Here is a 15,110-nt window from a genome sequence, read left to right as displayed (position 1 = left end):
AGCGGGCAGGCCAGGGGTGTGCAGATCCTGTCGGGATTTTCCTGTAGAACAAACCCCTTGCGCGACCAGTGGAAAAGGGGATTTGATACAGAAGGCGGACAAACCTATTTACGCTGTGTAGAATCCGGTTACGCATACAATAATAATCGTCTTCTGCCAGCAGAAGCCTCGCCCGCAAGAGCCTTGGGTCGACAATGAAGAGTTTCGGGTTTCAATTGATCTACGGTGACTTCCTCGCCCGCAGTGTGCGGGGCATCTCCTGCGCGCCACCCGCCGGCTTCAGCATTCTTAGCAACTAACGTTCTGTTAATTCTAAAAAATGATGAGGCGCCAAAATGGCAGATTTATACGAAAACCCAATGGGCCTGATGGGCTTTGAATTCATCGAGCTCGCTTCGCCGAAGCCGAACACGCTGGAGCCGATCTTCGAGATCATGGGCTTCACCAAAGTCGCGACCCACCGCTCCAAAGACGTGCACCTGTATCGCCAAGGCGCGATCAACCTGATTCTCAACAACGAACCCAACAGCGTCGCTTCCTACTTCGCTGCCGAGCACGGCCCGTCGGTGTGCGGCATGGCATTCCGGGTCAAGGATTCGCAGCTGGCCTACAAGCGTGCGCTGGAAATCGGCGCCCAGCCGATTAACATCGAAACCGGCCCGATGGAATTGAACCTGCCCGCGATCAAAGGTATTGGCGGCGCGCCGCTGTACCTGATCGACCGTTTCGGCGAAGGCAGCTCGATCTACGACATCGATTTTGTGTTCATCGAAGGCGTGGACCGCAACCCGGTCGGCGCCGGTCTGAAAATCATCGACCACCTGACTCACAACGTGTATCGCGGTCGCATGGCCTACTGGGCCAATTTCTACGAGAAGCTGTTCAACTTCCGCGAGATCCGTTACTTCGACATCAAGGGCGAATACACCGGCCTGACCTCCAAGGCGATGACCGCGCCGGACGGCATGATTCGTATCCCGCTGAACGAAGAGTCGTCCAAGGGCGCCGGGCAGATCGAAGAGTTCCTCATGCAGTTCAACGGCGAGGGCATTCAGCACGTTGCCTTCCTCAGCGATGACCTGATCAAGACGTGGGATCACCTGAAAAGCATCGGCATGCGCTTCATGACCGCGCCGCCGGAAACCTACTACGAAATGCTTGAGGGCCGTTTGCCGAACCACGGCGAGCCGGTTGGCGAGTTGCAAGCGCGGGGCATTCTGCTGGACGGTTCGTCCGAATCGGGCGACAAGCGTCTGCTGCTGCAGATCTTCTCGGAAACCCTGATGGGGCCGGTGTTCTTCGAATTCATCCAGCGTAAAGGCGACGATGGCTTCGGCGAAGGCAACTTCAAGGCGCTTTTTGAATCGATCGAGCGTGACCAGGTTCGTCGTGGCGTGCTCACTGCCGAGTAATTCGTTGCACCGCTAAAAACTGTGGGAGCGTCGCTCCCACAGTTGTTTTGTGTGCGGCTTAAGGTCTACGGTGCCGCATCAAATGCTTGAACCCTTCAAACACCAATACCAGCACTGCCAGCCAGATCGGAATGTAGGTCAGCCATTCGCCAGGCTTGATGCTTTCCCCAAGCAGTAACGCCACGCCCAGCAACAACACCGGCTCGACATAACTCAACAAGCCGAAAAGACTGAATGGCAGCAAGCGGCTGGCGATGATGTAGACCACCAGCGCGGACGCGCTGATCACCCCCAGTATCGGGATCAACAGCGACAGCCACGGGTGTTGATCAAACACGCCGAAACCCTGTTCGCCACTCTGCACAAACCAGAACGCCACCGGCAACGTCAATGCCATGTCCAGCCACAAACCGCCAAGGTTGTCCGCGGCCAGACGCTTGCGCACGATGAAATAGGTCGGATAGCCAATGCACACCAATAAGGTCGCCCAGGAAAAACCGCCGACCTGATACACCTCATTCAACACGCCAAGACAGGCCAGCACCACAGCGATTTTTTGCAGATAGGAAAGGCGTTCGCCATAGGCAATCCGTCCGGTCAGGACCATCGTCAGTGGCAACAGGAAATACCCGAGCGACACATCGAGGCTGTAACCGTTGAGCGGCGCCCACATGAATAGCCAGAGCTGCACACCGAGCAGGGCGGAGGAAGCGAGCAGGGCGGCGATCAATTTCGGCTTGGCAATCACGCGCCGAACAATTTCCGCCACACGTTTCCATTCGCCCGAAACCACCATGAACACGGTCATGCAGGGCACCGTCAACAGCATGCGCCAGCCGAAAATTTCCACGCCACTCAGCGGAGTGAGCAACGAAGTGTAGTAATACATGACGGCAAACAGCACCGAGGCCGAAACCGATAAAGCGATACCTTTAGACAAACTGCCCTCGCGAGGTTGAAGGGGAAACGGGGCGCAGAGGATACGTGGTTTTCGTATCAAATATTGTCCGATCGATCAACACAGTCCACCTGTGGGAGCGTGTGTTTGTTCAGTGGGTACGGGGTTTACGGCCCGACACAAAATGGCTCACATCATTAAACCCTGGCGTCGACGAATGCCCCGGCACCACCAGCGAATCAATAAACGCCTCATCCTCAGCGGTAATCTTCACTGCCTGCGCCTTGGTATACGCGTCCCACTGTTCCTCGGTGCGCGGCCCGACAATCGCTGAAGTGACGGCGCCGTTGTTCAGCACCCAGGCAATCGCGAACTCGACAATCCCCACGCCGCGTTCTTGCGTGTACTGCTGAATCTGCTGGGCAATGCGCAACGACTCAACCCGCCATTCGGTTTCCAGAATGCGCTTGTCGGCACGCCCGGCGCGGCTGTTGGCGTCCGGCTTTACGTCCGGCGCATATTTACCGCTGAGCACGCCACGCGCCAACGGGCTGTAAGGCACCACGCCCAGACCATAGTTTTGCGCGGCCGTAATCTGCTCGGTCTCTGCCTGACGGTTGACGATGTTGTACAGCGGCTGACTGATCACCGGCCGGTCAACGCCCAATTGGTCCGCCACCCGGATCACTTCGGCGATGCGCCAGCCACGGTAGTTCGACAATCCCCAATAACGAATCTTGCCCTGACGGATCAGGTCGCCAATCGCCGAGACAGTCACTTCCAGCGGCGTGTTGTGGTCTTCGCGGTGCAGGTAATAGATGTCGAGGTAGTCGGTGCCCAACCGCGTCAGGCTGGCATCGATGCCATTGAAAATGTGCTTGCGGCTCAAACCGCTGCGGTTCGGCACACCGTCCACCGGGCCGAAGCCGACCTTGGTTGCCAGCACCCATTCGTGCCGATTGCCGGCAATCGCTTCGCCGACGATCTCTTCGGAACGACCGCCGGTGTAAACGTCGGCGGTGTCGATGAAGTTGATGCCCTGGTCCCAGGCCTTGTCGATGATCCGCAGGGAGTCTTCGGTGCTGGTCTGTTCGCCGAACATCATGGTGCCCAGGGTCAGCGTAGAGACCTGTAAGCCCGAATGACCCAGCGTGCGATAGCTCATGACGAAATCCTTTTACCGGAGGGAGAAAGCCCCAATCAAATACCAGAACCCCTGCCCGGGGCAATATGAATTATCAGTCAGGGCGGTTGGCCAAGGCGTCAGCCGGTGGAATGTGCGAGCAATGAAAAACGGCCCGAAAAGGGCCGTTTTTTTGTCTGCGCTGAAAGTTACACCCGCAACGTGCGCGTCATGCGCAGCGCCAGCAAACTGCCGCAGACGATCACACCCGCCAGCAGATACAGCGCGGCGTCGGTCGAGCCGGTGCTGTCCTTGACCCAACCCACCAGATACGGGCTCAGGAAACCAGCCATTTGCCCCATGGAGTTGATGAAGGCCAAGCCACCCGCCGCCGCACCCGCGCTCAGCAGTGCCGTCGGCACGGGCCAGAACATTGGCAGGCCGGTGAGGGCACCCATGGTGGCGATGGTCAGGCCGAGAATTGCAATGGCCGGAGTCGTCGCGAAGTTTACGGCAATCAGCAGGCCCACTGCGCCCATCAGCATCGGCACCACCAAGTGCCAGCGGCGTTCTTTGCGCAGGTCGGCCGAGCGACCGACGATCAACATGAACACCGCCGCCAGCAGGTACGGAATCGCACTCAACCAGCCGATCACCAGGTTATCGCTGAAACCCAGGTTTTTGATGATCGACGGCAGCCAGAAGTTAATCGCGTAAACACCGCTCTGGATGCAGAAGTAGATCAAGCCGAAGGCCCAGATCGCCGGGTTCTTGAACACGGCCAGCAACGAGTCGGTGGTGGTTTTCGGTTTGTTGGCCAGGTCTTCTGCCTGATCCGCTTCAAGCACCGAGCGTTCGTGCGCAGTCAGCCACTTGGCGTTGGCGAAGCTGTCGCTCAGCAAGAAGTAGGCGAGGACGCCGAGGATCACGGTCGGAACGCCCTGCAGCAGGAACATCCACTGCCAGCCCGCCAAACCACCTTGGCCGGCGGCGAAGTGGTTGAGGATCCAGCCGGAAAACGGGCTGCCGAGCAGGCCGGACACCGGGATCGCCGACATGAACAGCGCCATGATGCGGCCACGGCGGAAGGTCGGGAACCACTGCGAGAGGTACAGCACCACGCCCGGGAAGAACCCGGCTTCGGCAGCGCCAGTGAACAGGCGCAGGGTGTAGAACCCGGTCGGGGTGGTGACGAACAGCAGGCAGGTCGACAACGTGCCCCAGACGATCATCATCAGCGCGATCCAGCGTCGCGGGCCGAATTTGGTCAGCGCCAGGTTGCTCGGCACGCCGCACAGCACATAGCCGATAAAGAAGATCCCGGCCCCGAGGCCGTATACGGTTTCGCTGAATTTCAGCGCGTCGAGCATCTGCAGTTTGGCAAATCCAACGTTTACCCGGTCGAGGTAGTTGAACAGGTAGCAGATGAAGATGAAGGGGATCAAACGCAGGGTTATGCGCTTGTAGACGGCGTTTTTATCGTCAGCGATGGCCTGGATAGCTGCGGCGCTCTGTGACATGGCGGCTCTCTCTTTATTATGATTTTTGCGATGCAAAGGGTAACGTTGATCGCCCTGAGAGTCTCGGCCACGCTTCGGGTCGTTGTCTTTGTGCTTGAGCACAGGGTTTGCGACCAAGGCCTGTGCGGGTGAACAACCCGTTTCATTCCCGTATTCAAGGACCCCCGTCATGTTTGAACTCGATCACGACCTGGCCCAGGACATCGTCGACCGGGCGATGGCCATTCTGCCGTACAACGTCAACGTGATGGACAGTCAGGGCTTGATCCTCGGCAGTGGCGAACCGGAGCGCATCAACACCCGCCATGAAGGCGCACAACTGGTGTTGGCCAACGGTCGGGTGGTGGAAATCGACGCACAGACAGCCATTCATCTCAAAGGCGTGCAACCGGGGATCAACTTGCCGCTGCTGCTCGATCAGCGCTTGATTGGCGTGCTGGGCATTACCGGCGAGCCCGAGCAATTGCGCACCTACGCCGAGTTGGTGCGGATGACGGCGGAGATGCTCGTGGCCCAGCGTAACCAGCAGGCCGAGCAGCAATGGCGGCGCCAGCGTTGCGATGATTTGCTGGCCTTGCTCCTGAGTGAGGCAGGGGATTCGCCGCGCTTGCTGGACGAAGCACAGCAATTGGGCCTGAAACCGCAGATGACGCGGGTGCCCTACCTGTTTGAGTTGGGCAGCGAACACGGGCCGGGGCAAACGGTGGATGCACTGAGTGCCTGGCTGACGTCGCGTTACCCGGACAGTTGGTGTGTGAGTTCGGCAAAGTCGTCGTTGCTGTGGTGTCGACCGGCATCGCAATCGATCGAAAATGACCGGTTGCTGGAAAAACTCGACGGGCTGGGCTGGAACATTCTGCGCATTGCCGTCGGCGGGCAAGCGGACGGCTTGACCGGGTTACGTCGCTGCTATCGACGGGTAGGCGACTTGCTGGCGTATGGGCGCGATGTGTTGCCCCGTTCGCGCTTGTTGACGCTGACCCGCTATCGGTTGCCGGTGATGCTGTGGCGTCACCGCAACGACGATGCGCTGGATGAACTGCTCAAGCCGCTACGCAAAATGATCGCCAAGGATAGCAACGGCCAATTGCTCGCAACCTTGCGCAGTTGGTGCGAGCACGACGGGCAGAGTCAGGCGTGCGCCGATGCGCTGGGGATTCATCGCAACAGTTTGCGTTATCGGATGGAGCGGATTGCCGAACTGAGCGGGGTTGATCCGTTGCGCTTGGACGGGATGCTGGCGCTGTACCTGGGTGTGCAGCTTCTCCCACAAACCGACTAGGGCGATGGTGATTTCAAAGACGTCGGAACGCCACCCCAAGCAAGCTCGCCCCCACATGGAATGCATATCCCTGAGGGAGCGAGCTTGCTCGCGAAGAGGCCATCCACGCCAACAACACGGCCGTTTTGTGAAAATGAACAATAAACGCCATCCCCGCTTGTGCAGCGGACCGGCGTTATTGTGTGGGGCTACTGGCAGCATGGCGCTTATTGGAACTGGAGAATTCGCATGAAGATCGTCATCGCCCCCGATTCGTTCAAGGACAGCCTCAGCGCCCAAGGTGTTGCCGATGCCATTGCCCGTGGTCTGGCGCACGTCTGGCCAGAGGCTCAATTGGTTAAATGCCCGATGGCCGACGGTGGTGAAGGCACGGTGGAGTCGATTCTGGCCGCGTGCGAAGGCGAACTGCGCCGTACGAATGTTCGTGGGCCGCTTGGCACAGCGGTCGATGCCGCGTGGGGCTGGTTGCCGCACAATCACACGGCGATCATCGAAATGGCCGAGGCCAGTGGTTTGCAATTGGTGCCAACGGGCCAGCGCGATGCGTGCACCAGCAGCACTTTTGGCACCGGCGAATTGATTCGCGCGGCGCTGGATGCAGGGGCGCAACGGGTGATTCTGGCGATTGGCGGCAGCGCCACCAACGATGGCGGCGCCGGGGCGATGCAGGCGTTGGGCGTGAAATTGCTGGACGCCGAGGGGCAAACGCTGGCGCCGGGCGGGCTGGCGTTGGCGCAATTGGCGCTCATCGATCTCAGCAACATCGACCCACGGCTATCCGAAGTGCGCTTCGACATCGCGGCTGACGTGAACAATCCCCTGTGCGGTCCTCACGGTGCCTCAGTGATTTTTGGTCCGCAGAAAGGCGCGTCGCCCGAGCAAGTGCAGCTATTGGATAAGGCGCTTGGGCACTTTGCCGAACGCTGTGTCGCTGTTTTGGGCCACGACGTACAAGACGAACCGGGCAGCGGCGCTGCCGGTGGTTTGGGCTTCGCGGCCAAGGCGTTCCTTGGCGCGCAATTTCAAGCCGGCGTGGAAGTGGTCGCCGAACTGGTCGGTTTGGCCGAAGCCGTGAAGGGCGCTGACCTGGTGATCACCGGGGAAGGCCGATTCGATGCGCAAACCTTGCGCGGCAAGACCCCCTTTGGCGTGGCGCGCATCGCCCGCCAGCACGGCGTGCCGGTGATTGTGATCGCCGGAACCTTGGGCGAGGGTTATCAGGCGTTGTACGAACATGGCATTCATGCCGCATTCGCCTTGGCCAGTGGCCCGATGACCCTTGAGCAGGCGTGCGCCGAGGCGCCGCAGTTACTGCAAGATCGCACCCGTGATATCGCGCGGGTCTGGCGCATGGCCGCTGGCAAAGCCTGATTCAACACCGTGCTGCAGCAACTGCCGCGAAACGTCGGCAGCCGCTGCGGCAGGTTGTGTTTGCGCGTGATGACACTTCGTCGCCCCGTGAAATATTTTTCGACATCCCCCGCAACAAAACTCATCCCCAGCCGATACAGCGGATAAGCGCCAACGAAAGCCAACAACACCGGCGCCATGCTGAATCACGCCTGCCATCGCCCGCGATTCAGCCATCATGGCAAGGATGCTCGCCGCCACACTCCACCGAGTATCGTCCTATGTCCCTGCGTAACCTGAATATCGCGCCCCGAGCTTTCCTGGGTTTTGCCTTCATTGCCTTGCTGGTTATCGTGCTGGGTGTGTTTGCCGTGAACCGGATGTCGATCATCCGCCAGTCCTCCATCGACATGGGCAGCACTCAGTTGCCCAGCGTCAGCTTCCTGGGCAATGTCACCGAAAATATTCTGCGCATGCGCATTCTGTCGTTTCGTATCCTGGTGAACCGCGATCCGGCGAGTTTGCAGGAAGCCGAAACCCGGATTGCCGTGCTGACCGACAAGGCACGCAAGGCTCAGGCCAGCTACGCCGAGTTGCCGGCGGTCCCGGATGAAGCGGCGTTGTACAAGGTGTTCAGCGTGACGCTGGACAACTACATGCAAGCCCAGCGCGAAATGATGGAGCTGTCGCGCCAGAACAAAATCGAAGAGATGCGCACCCTCATCAACACGCGGATCAAGGACGGCACCGACCTGATGGGCGAGCAGCTCAGCAGACTGGTGGCGTACAACGTCGATGGTGCGAAAGCCGCCGGTGTGATCGCTGGAGACAATTACAGCACCGCCGTGAACGGCATCATTGTGGTGTCGGTGGTGGCGGCGCTGTTGACCGTGTTGCTGGCCTGGCTGCTGACTCGCAGTATCGTCACGCCGCTGAACCGCGCCGTGCAGGCCGCTGAAACCATTGCCGGCGGCAACCTGACCAAAGTGATCGAAATCGACGGCAAGGACGAGCCGGCGCGTTTGCTCGGTGCTTTGTCTGTCATGCAGGCCAATCTGCGTAAAACCATCGAGCAGATCGCCGGTTCCGCCACGCAACTGGGTGCCGCTGCTGAAGAACTCAGCACCGTGACCGAGGAAGCGTCTCGCGGCCTGCAACAGCAAAACAATGAAATCGAGCAGGCCGCCACCGCCGTCAACGAAATGACCGCCGCCGTGGAAGAAGTCGCGCGCAACGCGGTGTCGACGTCTGAAGCGTCGAGCGAGTCGACGCAAGCGGCGCGCGAAGGCCGTAACCGCGTGGTGGAAACCGTCGACGCGATCCAGACGATGACCCACGACGTGCAAAACACCTCAGTGCTGATCGAAGGCCTGGCCGCGCAAGGTCGCGATATCGGCAAAGTGCTGGACGTGATCCGCGCCATCGCCGAGCAAACCAACCTGCTGGCGCTCAACGCGGCCATCGAAGCGGCCCGTGCCGGTGAAGCCGGACGTGGTTTTGCCGTCGTGGCCGACGAAGTCCGGGCGTTGGCCCATCGCACCGCCCAGTCGACCCAGGAAATCGAAAAAATGGTCGCCGGCATCCAGAACGGCACCGGCGAAGCGGTTTCGTCGATGCAGCAAAGCAATCAGCGCACCCAAAGCACCCTGGAAATGGCTCGCGCCGCCGGTGTTGCGCTGGAGCAGATTACCCAGTCGATCCACCTGATCAACGAACGCAACCTGGTGATCGCCAGCGCCTCGGAAGAACAAGCCCAGGTGTCTCGTGAAGTCGACCGCAACCTGGTGAATATCCGCGACCTCGCCACCCAGTCCGCCGCCGGAGCCAACCAGACCAGCGCTGCTTCCCATGAACTGTCGAGACTGGCGGTTGATTTGAATGCGATGGTGGCGCGTTTCGTGATTTGAGATAGGGTTGAGGCTAGGAGCTCGCGCGAAAGGAGAGATTCATGCGCTATTCAGCCTTGACCCAACGAATCGCCGGCGAAGGCGCGGCAGCCTGGCAGATTCATGATCGGGCGCTGGAAATGCGCGAGCAGGGCGTCGACGTACTATTGCTGTCCGTCGGCGACCCGGATTTCGACACACCCAAGCCGATTGTCCAGGCCTGCATCGACAGCCTGCTGGCAGGCGAGACGCACTATTCGCATGTGCGCGGTCTGCGCACCTTGCGCAACAGCATCGCCAGCCGTCATCGGCAGCGCAGCGGTCAGGCGGTGGACGCCGAGCATGTGCTCGTGTTGCCCGGCGCGCAATGTGCGGTGTACACGGTGGCGCAATGCCTGCTCGACCCCGGCGACGAGGTGATCATCGCCGAACCGATGTACGTGACCTATGAAGGCGTGTTCGGTGCCTGCGGGGCGAAAGTGGTGCCGGTGGCTGTGCGGCCCGACAATGGCTTTCGGGTCGATCCGGCGGACGTCGCGGCGCTGATCACGCCGAAAACCCGCGCCATTCTGCTTAACAGTCCAAACAATCCATCCGGTGCGAGCCTGTCGTTGAAGATCTGGCAAGCGCTGGCCGCGTTGTGCATACGCCACGATCTGTGGCTGATAAGCGACGAGGTGTACAGCGATCTGCTGTACGAAGGCGAACACATCAGCCCGGCAAGTCTGCCGGGCATGGCGGAACGCACCGCGACCCTCAACAGTTTGTCCAAGTCCCACGCCATGAGCGGTTGGCGCATAGGCTGGGTAATCGGCCCAACGACGCTGGTCGAACACCTTGTGCATTTGTCGTTGTGCATGTTGTTTGGCATTCCGGATTTTGTGCAAAAAGCTGCGCAAGTGGCGCTCGACGAAGACTTGCCGGAAGTGGCACTCATGCGCGAGGAATATCGCCAGCGTCGCGATCTGGTGTGCGCGCGGTTGAGTGGCTGTCCCGGTATTCGGCCGATCCGGCCGGACGGCGGGATGTTCGTGATGGTTGACATACGCCAGACCGGGCTTGGCGCCCAGGGGTTTGCCGAGCGGCTACTGGACGGCTATGGCGTATCGGTGCTGGCCGGGGAGGCATTCGGGCCGAGTGCCGCGGGGCATATCAGGCTCGGGTTGGTGGTGGACCAGGCAAAACTGGTGGATGCGTGTCGGCGGATCGCGCGGTGTGCGGCGGATTTGCTCGAAGCACGACGGGCCTGACGGTTTTGTATCGTTTGTGCGGCCATCGCAAGCAAGCCCGCTCCCACAAGGGATCTACATCGAACACAAATCCCCCTGTGGGAGCGGGCTTGCTCGCGAAGGCTGCGTGCCAGACGCCAGATTCCCTAAGCCTTCCACGCCCCAGCATTCACCAGATTCGCCGGCCGCTTGCCCGCTAACGCCATCAACAGATTGTCCACCGCACACTTCGCCATTGCCTCCCGCGTTTCATGGGTCGCCGAGCCCATGTGCGGCGTCGCCACGACATTGTTCAACTGCATCAATGGCGAATCCTGATTCAGCGGCTCACGCTCGAACACATCCAGCCCGGCCGCACGAATCTGCCCGTCACTCAACGCGTTAATCAGCGCCGCTTCATCCACCACCTTGCCCCGGGAAATATTGATAAAGATCGTTTCCGGGCGCATCAGCGCGAACTGCTCAGCGCCGATCAAACCTTGGGTTTCAGCGGTCAGCGGCAGCGTCAGGCAGACGAAGTCCGCCTCTCGCAACAGCTGCGGCAAGCTGCGGTACTGCGCATTGAAACGCTGTTCCACCGCGGGTTTCGGCGAATGACTGTGATAGATCACCGGCATGCCAAAGCCGAAATGCCCACGCTGCGCCAACGCCTCGCCGATGCGTCCCATGCCGATAATGCCCAGCGTCTTGCCGTGCACATCCGTGCCGAAATGCACGGGACCGATGTTGCGTTTCCACTGGCCGTTGCGAACCATGTTGGCCAGTTCCACCACGCGTCGGGCGGTCGCCATAATCAAGGCAAAACCGGTGTCGGCGGTGGTTTCAGTCAACACGTCGGGGGTATTGCTCAGCAGAATGCGCCGTTCGGTCAGGTAGTCGATGTCGTAGTTGTCGACACCGACCGAGACGCTGGCGATGGCTTGCAGGTTCGGCGCCAGGTCCAGCAGTTGCGCGTCCAGTTTCAGGCTGGCCCCGAGCAAGCCGTGGGCGCGGGGCAGGGCGTCACGCAACTGCGCGAGGCCGTCCGGCTTGAGGTTGTCGATCAGCGTCACATCGGCGTGCTCGTGCAGGCGAGCCATCAGCAGCGGCGAGAGTTTCTTGTACAGCACAACCTGCTTTCTCATTGTCATCGTCTCAACTTCAATTCAAGGGTGAGCAGCCACTGGCTGTTGCAAGGCCGATTTGGCTACGACCCGGTCACTGGCGCCGGGCTTGAGGAAAATCGTCAGCACCACCGAGAGCATCAGCGCACCGCTCATCAGTAAATACGAGGCCCCTGGCGAACCGGTGCTGCTGTTCAGGTAACCGACCAGATAGGAGCCGCCAAACGAACCCAGCGCGCCCATGCTGTTGATCAACGCCATGGCGCCACCCGCCACGTTGGCCGGGAGGATTTCCGGGACAATCGCGAAAAACGGACCGTAAGGCGCATACATGCAGGCGCCGGCGATCACCAACAGCGTGTAGGACCACCAGAAGTGCTCAGCGCCCAAGGCGTAAGAACCGTAGAACGCAATCGAGGCGATCAACAGCGGCGGCCAGACGAAGCGTTTGCGCTTCTGTAATTTGTCCGAGCCCCAGGACACCAGCAACATGCCGACGACGGCCGCCAGATACGGCAGCGCCGAGAGCCAGCCCGCTTCGATCATGTCCATCTGCGCGCCAGCCTTGAGGATCGACGGCAGCCACAGCACAAAGCCGTAGACGCCAATGCTCCAGCAGAAAAACTGCAGTGCGAGGATGATCACTTTCGGCGAGCGAAACGCTTCGGCGTAGTTCTTCACCGCTTTGATACCGACCTGTTCGGCGGCGAGGGCGCTTTCCAGATCCTGCTTCTCTTGATCGGTCAGCCACTTGGCCTGGGCCGGACGATCATCAGCCAGACGCCACCAGATAAACGCCCAAATCACCGCCGGCAAACCTTCGATGATGAACATCCAGCGCCAGCTGAAATGCTGCACCAGATAACCCGATACCACCGACATCCAGAGCATGGTCACGGGGTTGCCGAGGATCAGAAAGGTGTTGGCGCGCGAGCGTTCGGCACGGGTGAACCAGTGGCACAAATACACCAGCATCGCCGGCATCACGGCGGCTTCGACCACGCCGAGCATGAAGCGAATGACGATCAGCCAGTAGGCGTTGGAGACGATCCCGGTCAGTGTCGCCAGGCCGCCCCAAAGGATCAGGCTGACAAAAATCAGCTGCTTCACGCTGTGCTTCTGCGCATAGATCGCGCCCGGCACCTGAAAGAAAAAGTAGCCAAGGAAGAACAGAGCGCCAAGCATCGACGACAGGCCCGGCGTGATCATCAGGTCGGCGGCCATCCCGGAGGCGGCGGCGAAGCCGTAGTTGGCGCGGTCCAGGTACGCCAGGCTGTAGGTGATGAAGACGATGGGCATGATGTACCACCAGCGGCGGGCGGCGAGTGAGGCGGTTTTCATAGTGATGCTCCTGAGCTTGTTGTTTTTGTCGCAGCAGGTAACGGCTAAATCATCAGTGACCGCTATGGCCTCATCGCGAGCAAGCTCGCTCCCACATTGGATCTGTTGCGCGCACAAACTCCTGGTGGCAGTGAGTTGTCTCGAATTCGACTGACATCTCGGCTCGGGTCGGCAACCCTTCCATATCGCCACGGTTCTGCACCGCACGACTGCCAACCCAGTTGGCACGCCGCACAGCGTCGGCCACGCTGTGGTTTTCCAGCAGGGCGCTGATCAGGCCGACCGCAAACCCGTCGCCAGCGCCAACGGTATCGACCACTGTTTGCACTGGCACACCGGCGATAAATCCCTGATCCAGCTGCGTGCGGTAATAGGCACCGTGCGGCCCGAGTTTGATTGCCACCGCTTCCGCGCCCTGATCGAGGTAAAACGCCGCGATGTCGGCCGGGTCTTCAAACCCGGTCAGCAACCGGCCTTCGTTCAACCCTGGCAGCACCCAGTGGGCGAGGGCGGCGAGGCGATTGATCTCGGTGATCATCAACTGTTCGCTGGCCCATAGGCTTGGGCGCAGGTTCGGGTCGAACGACACGCTGCGCCCGGCGTCGCGCAAGCGAGTCATCAGTTCGAATGACATTTCCCGGGCCGAGGCAGACAGCGCCGCCGGAATGCCAGTGGCGTGCAAATGCCGGGCGTTGAGTAACGGCGGCGAAATGGATTGCACGGACAAGTGACTGGCCGCCGAACCACGCCGGAAATATTCGACCACCGGATCGCTGCCATCGTCGGCGCGCGACTTGAGCTGAAATCCGGTCGGGTGCGCAGCGTCGATGGCGACGTTGCTGCAATCCAGGCCTTCTTTGCGCAGCGTGTCGATGACAAATCGCCCGAGAGAATCGGCGCCGACCCGGCTCAACCACGCGACATTGAAACCCAGTCGTGACAAGCCGATCGCAACGTTGCTGTCCGCGCCGGCAATGCGCTTGTGGAATTGGCCGACTGTGGCCAGATCGCCGTTGTGCTCGGCGACAAACATCGCCATGGTTTCGCCGAACGACAGAATATCGATCTCAGACATGAGCGCTCTCCAAACGGGATTGACCGAGGCGGGCGAGGGTGGCCACGTGGTCGGTGGTCAGTTGCACCAGGTCATCGCCTTGCAGCGGATATTCCGCCGCGCGCATTACCCCTTGGGCCATGTGCCGCAGCAGTTGTTCCCAGCGCTGCACGTCGCTGACGGTCGGCGCAATAGCGACGAGTTTGCCGTCGGCCCGGCGTGTCACGGCTTTGCAATGCACATAACCGACATGCCGGCCGAGCAACCGTGCGGCGCTGGCGGCGGACTGGTCTTGCCACTGCCAGTTGCCGATATCGAACGTCATTTTGATCGGCAAATTGTGCTGCTCGACCTCACCGAAGAAGCGTTGGAACGGTTCGATGCGGCCGCCGTGCAAGGTCTGGTCGTTTTCCACCAACAGCTGCACAGGGCTTTGCGCGAGAACCCGGCTCAATGCCTGGAGATCATTGTTGTCGGTGAAGTAGCCCAGGGAGACTTTCAGCCATCTGGCGCCAAACAACTGCGCGCGCTCAAGGGTGGCAGGCAGTTCAGGGTTGGGGTTCGACTGGCCGGCCAGCCACAGTTCCATCGGCGAGGAATAGATGCTTTCAAGCCCATGGGAGTGAGTGGCGTCGGCCAACTGCCGTGGGTTTTCATCGGTCAGCAATTCTTGGCGCCATTCGATGCGTGTGGCGCCAGCGGCGGCCAGTACTTCGATAAAACTGCCTTGGCCGCGTTGGCGGACCAGGTCGGCGCCGTAGCTGGAGAGGCTGATGGCAACGGGTGGTTTATTCATTGTTTTATACCTCTGAAACCGGTTTCATTTTTGTTCAAAAAAAAGCACTGCTTAGGTGATGGGGTGTTTTCCAGGGCGCTTCGCGAGCAAGCCCGCTCCCACAGGGATTCGCGGCC

At 60.3% G+C, this 15,110-nt stretch carries 12 protein-coding genes; 5 read left to right on the top strand and 7 right to left on the bottom strand.

The features are described 5' to 3' along the window. Window positions 1–335 precede the first annotated feature (335 nt). Window positions 336–1,412, top strand: a complete 1,077-nt coding sequence (hppD, locus tag ACQKP4_RS02015; protein ID WP_427629921.1) for a 4-hydroxyphenylpyruvate dioxygenase — start codon at window positions 336–338, stop codon at window positions 1,410–1,412. Window positions 1,413–1,470: 58 nt separating this feature from the next. Here the strand turns inward: hppD and rarD are convergent, their stop codons facing one another. The 3 genes from rarD to ACQKP4_RS02000 form a co-directional block, all read right to left on the bottom strand. Then, window positions 1,471–2,352: an EamA family transporter RarD gene (gene rarD, locus ACQKP4_RS02010; RefSeq protein WP_427629919.1), complete on the bottom strand. Its 882-nt coding sequence runs from the start codon at window positions 2,350–2,352 to the stop codon at window positions 1,471–1,473. A gap of 109 nt (window positions 2,353–2,461) precedes the next feature. Next, complete coding sequence (locus ACQKP4_RS02005; protein WP_427629917.1) at window positions 2,462–3,475, bottom strand: aldo/keto reductase; 1,014 nt, start codon at window positions 3,473–3,475, stop codon at window positions 2,462–2,464. Between the two features lie 167 nt (window positions 3,476–3,642). After that, window positions 3,643–4,953, bottom strand: a complete 1,311-nt coding sequence (locus tag ACQKP4_RS02000; protein WP_427629915.1) for an MFS transporter — start codon at window positions 4,951–4,953, stop codon at window positions 3,643–3,645. Window positions 4,954–5,122: 169 nt separating this feature from the next. Here ACQKP4_RS02000 and ACQKP4_RS01995 point away from each other — a divergent pair, with 169 nt between their 5' ends. The 4 genes from ACQKP4_RS01995 (at window position 5,123) to ACQKP4_RS01980 (ending at window position 10,721) form a co-directional block, all read left to right on the top strand. Beyond that, entirely contained in the window at window positions 5,123–6,235 is a 1,113-nt protein-coding gene (locus ACQKP4_RS01995) for a sugar diacid recognition domain-containing protein (RefSeq protein WP_427629913.1), read from the top strand. A 228-nt stretch (window positions 6,236–6,463) separates the two neighbouring features. Continuing rightward, complete coding sequence (locus tag ACQKP4_RS01990; RefSeq protein ID WP_427629911.1) at window positions 6,464–7,606, top strand: glycerate kinase; 1,143 nt, start codon at window positions 6,464–6,466, stop codon at window positions 7,604–7,606. A 260-nt stretch (window positions 7,607–7,866) separates the two neighbouring features. Then, a complete protein-coding gene (locus ACQKP4_RS01985) occupies window positions 7,867–9,492 on the top strand; it encodes a methyl-accepting chemotaxis protein (RefSeq protein WP_427629909.1) in 1,626 nt (541 codons plus the stop codon). A 41-nt stretch (window positions 9,493–9,533) separates the two neighbouring features. Then, entirely contained in the window at window positions 9,534–10,721 is a 1,188-nt protein-coding gene (locus ACQKP4_RS01980; RefSeq protein ID WP_427629907.1) for a pyridoxal phosphate-dependent aminotransferase, read from the top strand. A gap of 125 nt (window positions 10,722–10,846) precedes the next feature. Here the strand turns inward: ACQKP4_RS01980 and ACQKP4_RS01975 are convergent, their stop codons facing one another. The 4 genes from ACQKP4_RS01975 to ACQKP4_RS01960 form a co-directional block, all read right to left on the bottom strand. Next, on the bottom strand, window positions 10,847–11,824 hold the full coding sequence (locus ACQKP4_RS01975; RefSeq protein WP_427629905.1) for an NAD(P)-dependent oxidoreductase: 978 nt from the start codon (window positions 11,822–11,824) through the stop codon (window positions 10,847–10,849). Between the two features lie 21 nt (window positions 11,825–11,845). Further along, a complete protein-coding gene (locus ACQKP4_RS01970) occupies window positions 11,846–13,144 on the bottom strand; it encodes an MFS transporter (protein WP_427629904.1) in 1,299 nt (432 codons plus the stop codon). Between the two features lie 70 nt (window positions 13,145–13,214). After that, window positions 13,215–14,219 (bottom strand): sugar kinase, encoded by a 1,005-nt coding sequence (locus ACQKP4_RS01965; RefSeq protein WP_427629902.1) that lies wholly within the window; start codon window positions 14,217–14,219, stop codon window positions 13,215–13,217. Beyond that, window positions 14,212–14,994 (bottom strand): sugar phosphate isomerase/epimerase family protein, encoded by a 783-nt coding sequence (locus ACQKP4_RS01960; RefSeq protein WP_427629900.1) that lies wholly within the window; start codon window positions 14,992–14,994, stop codon window positions 14,212–14,214. Before ACQKP4_RS01960 ends, ACQKP4_RS01965 begins: the two co-directional genes overlap by 8 nt. Window positions 14,995–15,110: the final 116 nt, after the last annotated feature.

Origin of the sequence: Pseudomonas sp. NPDC086278 (genome assembly GCF_050280905.1) — a bacterium.
Lineage (GTDB): Bacteria > Pseudomonadota > Gammaproteobacteria > Pseudomonadales > Pseudomonadaceae > Aquipseudomonas.
Note: the sequence above shows the minus strand (reverse complement) of the source record. Positions and strands in the feature narration are given on the sequence as shown.

Excerpts from the sequence above, each read along its gene's own strand:
- hppD (WP_427629921.1), top strand. The coding sequence starts at position 336 with ATGGCAGATTTATACGAAAACCCAATGGGCCTGATGGGCTTTGAATTC.
- ACQKP4_RS02005 (WP_427629917.1), bottom strand. The coding sequence starts at position 3,475 with ATGAGCTATCGCACGCTGGGTCATTCGGGCTTACAGGTCTCTACGCTG.
- ACQKP4_RS02000 (WP_427629915.1), bottom strand. The coding sequence starts at position 4,953 with ATGTCACAGAGCGCCGCAGCTATCCAGGCCATCGCTGACGATAAAAAC.
- ACQKP4_RS01995 (WP_427629913.1), top strand. The coding sequence starts at position 5,123 with ATGTTTGAACTCGATCACGACCTGGCCCAGGACATCGTCGACCGGGCG.
- ACQKP4_RS01990 (WP_427629911.1), top strand. The coding sequence starts at position 6,464 with ATGAAGATCGTCATCGCCCCCGATTCGTTCAAGGACAGCCTCAGCGCC.
- ACQKP4_RS01985 (WP_427629909.1), top strand. The coding sequence starts at position 7,867 with ATGTCCCTGCGTAACCTGAATATCGCGCCCCGAGCTTTCCTGGGTTTT.
- ACQKP4_RS01980 (WP_427629907.1), top strand. The coding sequence starts at position 9,534 with ATGCGCTATTCAGCCTTGACCCAACGAATCGCCGGCGAAGGCGCGGCA.
- ACQKP4_RS01975 (WP_427629905.1), bottom strand. The coding sequence starts at position 11,824 with ATGAGAAAGCAGGTTGTGCTGTACAAGAAACTCTCGCCGCTGCTGATG.
- ACQKP4_RS01970 (WP_427629904.1), bottom strand. The coding sequence starts at position 13,144 with ATGAAAACCGCCTCACTCGCCGCCCGCCGCTGGTGGTACATCATGCCC.
- ACQKP4_RS01965 (WP_427629902.1), bottom strand. The coding sequence starts at position 14,219 with ATGTCTGAGATCGATATTCTGTCGTTCGGCGAAACCATGGCGATGTTT.
- ACQKP4_RS01960 (WP_427629900.1), bottom strand. The coding sequence starts at position 14,994 with ATGAATAAACCACCCGTTGCCATCAGCCTCTCCAGCTACGGCGCCGAC.